4 protein-coding genes and 1 pseudogene are annotated in these 5,892 nt (G+C 73.0%); 2 read left to right on the forward strand and 3 right to left on the reverse strand.

Annotated features, from left to right (window positions below):
• Nucleotides 1-969: pseudogene (locus ACWCSD_RS46230) on the reverse strand (hypothetical protein); the annotation flags it as partial.
• Nucleotides 951-2,387 (reverse strand): exopolysaccharide biosynthesis polyprenyl glycosylphosphotransferase, encoded by a 1,437-nt coding sequence (locus tag ACWCSD_RS46235; RefSeq protein WP_397157098.1) that lies wholly within the window; start codon nt 2,385-2,387, stop codon nt 951-953. The pseudogene ACWCSD_RS46230 and the gene ACWCSD_RS46235, both read right to left, overlap by 19 nt.
• A gap of 691 nt (nt 2,388-3,078) precedes the next feature.
• Here ACWCSD_RS46235 and ACWCSD_RS46240 point away from each other — a divergent pair.
• Entirely contained in the window at nt 3,079-3,873 is a 795-nt protein-coding gene (locus ACWCSD_RS46240; protein ID WP_449925088.1) for a hypothetical protein, read from the forward strand.
• 107 nt (nt 3,874-3,980) lie between these two features.
• On the opposite strand, the gene ACWCSD_RS46245 is transcribed toward ACWCSD_RS46240, so the two are convergent.
• Complete coding sequence (locus ACWCSD_RS46245; RefSeq protein WP_397157102.1) at nt 3,981-5,150, reverse strand: FAD-dependent oxidoreductase; 1,170 nt, start codon at nt 5,148-5,150, stop codon at nt 3,981-3,983.
• Nucleotides 5,151-5,207: 57 nt separating this feature from the next.
• Here ACWCSD_RS46245 and ACWCSD_RS46250 point away from each other — a divergent pair, with 57 nt between their 5' ends.
• Nucleotides 5,208-5,786 (forward strand): TetR/AcrR family transcriptional regulator, encoded by a 579-nt coding sequence (locus ACWCSD_RS46250; protein WP_449925091.1) that lies wholly within the window; start codon nt 5,208-5,210, stop codon nt 5,784-5,786.
• The last annotated feature ends 106 nt before the right edge of the window (nt 5,787-5,892 follow it).

Here is a 5,892-nt window from a genome sequence, read left to right on the forward strand (position 1 = left end):
CCACCTCCTCGTCGCCGCCCCCGATCCGGTACGTGAACCACATCCGCCTGGCCAGGTCACCGGCGCAGAGCGCCTCGATGCCCATCCTGCCGCCGCCTGCCAGAGCTGGTACCGGTCGGCCACCGACCGGTCGGGCTGGTCCACCGAGGAGGTGATGGAGGCGACGCGCTCGGCGATGACCCCGCCGCCGGGCCCGACCAGGAGCGTCAGGAGCACGGCGGCGGCCACGGCGGCCACGGCGGCCCGCGCGGCCAGCCGCGCGCCGCGCAGCACGAGCATCACCGCGACGGCGCAGGCCACCGCGAGCCAGGTGCCGCGGCTGAGCGACATGACCAGCGGGGGGCACAGCGCCGCCGCCGCGACCAGGGCGGCGGCGCGCCGGGCCGGTCCGCCGGTGAGCGCGACCGCCAGGGCGATGATCAGCCCGAAGCTGACCACGCTGGCCAGCGCCATGACCTCGCCGGCGCCGAAGGTGCCGACCGCGCGGATCGGCAGGCCCGCGTAGGAGGCGCCGCTGCCCGTGAGCGCCTGCCAGCAGCCGAGCCCGGCCTGGACGATCGCCACGGCCGCGACGGCTCCGCCCACCAGCAGCAGGTCGGACCGCTGCCGCACCGCCACCGTCACCGCGACGGGGACCAGGACGAACACCTGGAGGAACCGGGCCAGGCCGGGCAACGCCAGCAGGAAGTCGGGCGCCGCGAGGGCGGCCGCCGTCGCCGCGAGCGCCGCGGGCGCGGCGAGCAGGGCCCACCGGCCCGGACGCGCGCCGCCGCGCGCCAGGCTCACCGCGACGGACGCCAGCAACCCCAGCGACATCAGGTCGGCGACCCGCGGCTGGACGACGTCGGCGGCCTGCGGTCCGGCGGGCACGCACACGGCGATCACGGTCAGCGCGGCCCACACGCTGGGACGGCCCGGCAGGCGGCACAGGGACGGCAGGTACGCCCTGATCACGATCGTCCCGGCCACAGCAGGCAACCGACCGTCCGGATCAAGATCTTGATGTCGCGGCGCAGGGACCAGGTGTCGATGTAGTGGTTGTCCAGCCGCGCCCGGTCCTCGATCGAGGTGTCGCCGCGCAGGCCGTGCGTCTGGGCCCAGCCGGTGAGGCCGACGGGCAACCGGTGGCGGCGCCCGTAGTGGTGGTCGCCGCGGGAGAACAGCTCCACGAAGTGCGGCCGCTCGGGCCGGGGGCCGACCAGGCTCATGTCGCCGCGCAGCACGTTCCACAGCTGCGGCAGCTCGTCCACGGAGCAGGAGCGCAGCAGCCGGGCCGCGCGGGTCAGGCGGGGGTCGTCGTCGATGCTCCAGCGGGTGTCGGACTCGCCGGCGCGCAGCGGGGCGAACGTGCGGAGCTTGATGATCTCGATGGGCGTCCCGGCCATCCCCACCCGGACCTGGCGGAACAGCACGCCGGGCCCTCCTTGCCCGCGCAGCAGCAGCATGCAGGCGGCCAGCACCGGAGCGCTGACGACCAGCCCGGCCGTCGCCAGCACGACGTCCAGGGCGCGCTTGAGCGGCCAGGACGCGCGCCGCTGCGGCAACGGCCGCATGCGCAGCATCGGGAACCCCCGGACGTGCTCGCCGTCGGGGACGAAGTCGACCAGCACGCCGCCGGGTTGCGGCGCCAGGTACACCGGGTACCCCGCCTGCCGGGCCTGTTGCGCGAGCCGGTGGGTCTGCTCCTCGCCGCCCGGCGGCGGGGCCAGGACCACCACGCGGGCGCGGTGCCGGCGGGCCATGGCGAGCAGGGTCTCCGGATCGTCCACGATCGGCTCGTACGGGGCCTGGCCCAGCACGTCGCAGGCGCCGCCGACGGGCAGCAGGCCGTACTCGGTGTGCCGCACCAGGGTCAGCGCGAGGTTCCTGGCGTGCGCACCGGACCCGACGACCAGCGTGGGCACGCATGCGCCGCGGCGGCGGGCCTGGCGCAGCACCGCGCAGACCAGCCCCCGCCCCACCAGCGTCAGCCCGAGGTAGACGGCGACGATCCGGGCCGACTCGCCCGTCCAGACGGCCAGCGTCGTCTGATGGTCGAGGGCGGCGACGGTCAGCGCGCCGGTGATGGCGGTGGCGCATCCGCCGCGCCACATCCACCCGTCCATCACGGACGGCGACAGCCGGATCCGGTACGTGCCGCCCGCCAGGTTCAGCAGGACGAGCAGCCCCGCCGCCAGGCCGGCGAGCAGCGCGCCGTACCCGGCGTCGAGCACGGGCGCGGCCAGCGCGGCGGCGTCGACGCTCGCGTCGGCGAAGGAGCAGATGGTCCAGCATGTCACCGGACGCCGCCGGCCGGGGGCGTGGCGGGGGGCGCCTCGCTGCGACAGCAGCATGCCCTTGGACGGGGAGTGCGGGAAGGGTTCCTCTTCCCGAAGGGGTGTGACCATATCTGCTCCACTGCGGAAAACAACGGCGATCAATTCAGAGCGTGATATCCACGAACAGGGGGTGGATATGGCTGTCTTACTTATCGCGAAAATTCGCTCATCTTTGGCCTCCATTCCGATAATCGCCCCGATTCGCGGGCAGCGACCAACTTACTTGGAGCGTTCACGGGTACGGCCGTGTGGACGGGATGGCGTCCCACAAAGATTGCGAATTTTCGGGTGTCGCGAAGCTCTGCCATTTGTCCCGGTTCGCCGTTCAGGTAGCGATGAAGATCTTTGCCGGGCCATGGCGACGGTATGACGCCGCAGGACGTCGCGGTGGATCAGCGGGGGGCCGGCGCTCGCTGACCGGGGCCGGCGACTGAGCCGCAAAAATGCGGACATAGCACGAATTGGCAATATTGCCGCGCTCAGGGAATCGGGCAATAGAGACATTCCGTCCGTCGATTTCAGGACGTTTCTCGCAGCCGGTACGGCCGACGTCCCTGGAACGGCTCGCGGACGCCTTGCGAGCCCTCGCGCCGGCGGCAGTCTGCGGAGCTGCCGGAGTGGATCGGGGGGCGGAGGACGTGAGCGCCCGGCCCTGCGCGCCCCGGTGCGGGCAGGTGACAGGGGGGCACGTAGGTCGGAATGACCATGCGTTGAGCTCGCCTTTAAGGCAACTGAAAGATCGTTTCCTAGCGTGGCCCGCATGAGATTCAGCCCGTTCCTGGCGGCCGTCGCCGCCGCCATGCTCCTCGCGCCCTCCCCTGCCACGGCCACGGCCAAGGCCGCGGCCCCTGCCGCCGAGGAGTCCGACCGCGAGATCGTCCTGGCTCAGCTCGACTACACGACCGGGCTGTCGGTGACCTTCACCGACAGCGTCCCGTCCGACGAGGTAGGGATGGTCCAGACCGGAATGATCGGACGCGCCCCCCTCATCGTCCTTGACGACGAGGACACCCTCCTGGAGACCTATCTGGAGGTCACCCCGCCCGACGTCGCGGTCCCCCGGCGTCTCGTCGAGGACCACGGCGCCGACCCGCCCGCCGAACTGCAGCGGCGCAGAATCACCAGCGAGCCGGTCACGGCTGGCGGCCTGACCGCCCCGGCGAGCGCGGTCCGCTCCGGCCCGGCGAGCTGCACCTGGTCGATCTTCGGCTGGACGCTCTGGCACGACGACGGCGTGCCCGGCCTGCCGGCCAAGTCGTACAGCACGTTCGACTTCGGCGGCTTCAAGCAGAAGATCGCCGAGAGCTACGTCGCCAACTGCACCCCGCCCGGCTCGACGACCAACCTCTGGGCCCGGCACCGGGTCTACTACCGGAACGCCCTAGGCAACTTCGTGAAGCATTTCGAGGGCATCGTGCCGCCGGGGTACGCCCAGGCCGTGACGAAGAAGGGCAAGATCAAGCGGCACCGCACGGTCTCCTACGACGACGGCTGGAACGCCGACCCGGCCTGCTTCACCTGCCTCTACTCCCGGGAGGGCCGTTTCCGCAGCTAGCACCAAGCCCGGCGGCCGCTTCTCGCGCAGCGCGCGAGAAGCGGCCTTCTGCACGTCCACGAACGCGGCCCCGGCCCCAAAGTGGCCGGCGTGGGGCCGGGAGCCGGTTACGACGGCGAGGCGGCGCCGCTCTGGACGCGCCAGAGAGCGGCGAGCTGCCGGGTGGCCAGAGCGGACGGCACCGCGCGCAGCAGGGCGTCGCGCAGCACCGCGGCGAGGCCGGTCCGGGTGGTCAGCCACGACTGCCGGGACGCCGCCCGCATCATGCGGTTGGCGCTGGGCCTGCGCTCGGCGTCGTAGCGCAGCAGCCGCCGGGCGGCATCCGCCGGCTCGGCGCCGGTCAGGTGGCGGGTCAGCGCGGCGGCGTCCTCGAAGGCCTGGCTGGAACCCTGGCCGAGGTCGGGGGGCATGGCGTGCGCGGCGTCGCCGAGGAGCGCGATCCTGCCGACCGCGTACGAGGGCAGGGGCGCGGCCAGGTGGGTGATCGGGTCGACGTGGATGTCGGCGGGCGGGGTGGCCTCGATCAGTGTGGCGACGAGGGGATGCCAGTCGGCCATCAGGGACGACATCTGCCGGCGTGCCTCCGCCGCGTCCGGCGGCTCGCCGTGCAGGGCGGAGTCGGTGAACCAGTAGAGCAGGTCCGCGCCGACGGGATACAGGCCGAACATCGCCCCGTTGCGGCGGTCGACCAGCTGGCTGGTGAGCAGGTCCGCGGGCAGTCCGGGCGGACGGGGCAGCATGCCGCGCAGATCCAGCCGGCCGGTCCGCCGCAGTCCGGGGTGGCCGGGGAAGAGCTGGGCGCGCAGCCTGCTGCCGATGCCGTCGGCGGCGATCACGGCGTCCGCTCTGGCGACGGGCCCACCGCCGGCGATCACGGTCACCCCGGCGGAGTCGGGCTCCAGGCGTTCGACCGAGGTGGAGGTGCGCACCAGCTCGGCGGGCAGCGGGGCGCGCAGTGCGCGGTGCAGCCGCGCCCGGTCGATGATGACGGGTATCCCGATCTGCTCCCGCACCCGGTCCATGTCGGTGATCAGCAGTGGCCGTCCGCGCCGGTCGCGCAGCCCCCCGCGGCCTTCGTGCACGACGTGTTCGCGAACCTCCTCGCCCAGCCCGAGCGCGTCCAGCGCCCGCAGCCCGTTCGGCATGACCACGATCCCGGTTCCCGCCTCCCTGAGCTCGGCGCCGCGCTCGACGAGCGTCACCTCGTGCCCTCGGCGGTGCAGCCCCACCGCGGCCGCCACTCCTCCGAGCCCGGCGCCGACCACCACGATCTTCACAAGTTCTCCCCATTCACTACGATCGTACTAGTACGTCTGTTGGTTTAGCATGGCCGTATGCCGCCCACCAATCCGGCCCGTCGCCGCGCCCTGACCGATGCCGCCATCACGCTGCTGGCGTCGTCGGGCGTGCACGGGCTGACCCACCGCGCGGTGGAGAAGGAGGCGGACCTTCCGCCGGGGACCGCCTCCAACTACTTCCGCGACCGGGAGACGCTGCTGGTGGCCGCCGCGGGGCGCGTCGTCGAGCTGCACCTCGCCGACACCGGCCGGGCCACCGACCTGGCCGCCAGGCAGCCCGCGACACTGGCCGACCTGCTGACCGAGTCGCTGCTCACGGCGGCGACCACGCTGCGTGACCGCTATCTGGCGATCTTCGAGCTCCAGCTGGAGGCCGTGCGCCGTCCGGCGCTCGCCGCCGCCCTCGCGGGCCTGTCGGGCATGGCGGCGCGGATCACCGCCGGGCAGCACGACAAACTCGGCCACCCCGTCCCCCGCGAGCGGATCCCCACGCTCATCGCGCTCTACGAGGGCGCCCTGTTCAGGCTGGTCACCGCGCCGAACGTGGACAGGGACGCCGTCCAGTCCCTGGTCCGCGCCATCCTGGACGGCTGCGGACACGCTACTGTTCCGTAAACGGAACACTTGTGACGAGGAGCCACATGACGTCCCAGGAAGACCCGGCCGCTCCCGGCCGGGACATGCACGCGGGGTCCGCCGGTCCGGAGGCGCCCCTGGCCGG

This window comes from Nonomuraea sp. NPDC001684, from assembly GCF_053596515.1.

Bases quoted from the DNA above. Each gene is read 5' to 3' on its own strand.
- ACWCSD_RS46235 (WP_397157098.1), bottom strand. From the start codon at position 2,387: ATGGTCACACCCCTTCGGGAAGAGGAACCCTTCCCGCACTCCCCGTCC.
- ACWCSD_RS46240 (WP_449925088.1), top strand. From the start codon at position 3,079: ATGAGATTCAGCCCGTTCCTGGCGGCCGTCGCCGCCGCCATGCTCCTC.
- ACWCSD_RS46250 (WP_449925091.1), top strand. From the start codon at position 5,208: ATGCCGCCCACCAATCCGGCCCGTCGCCGCGCCCTGACCGATGCCGCC.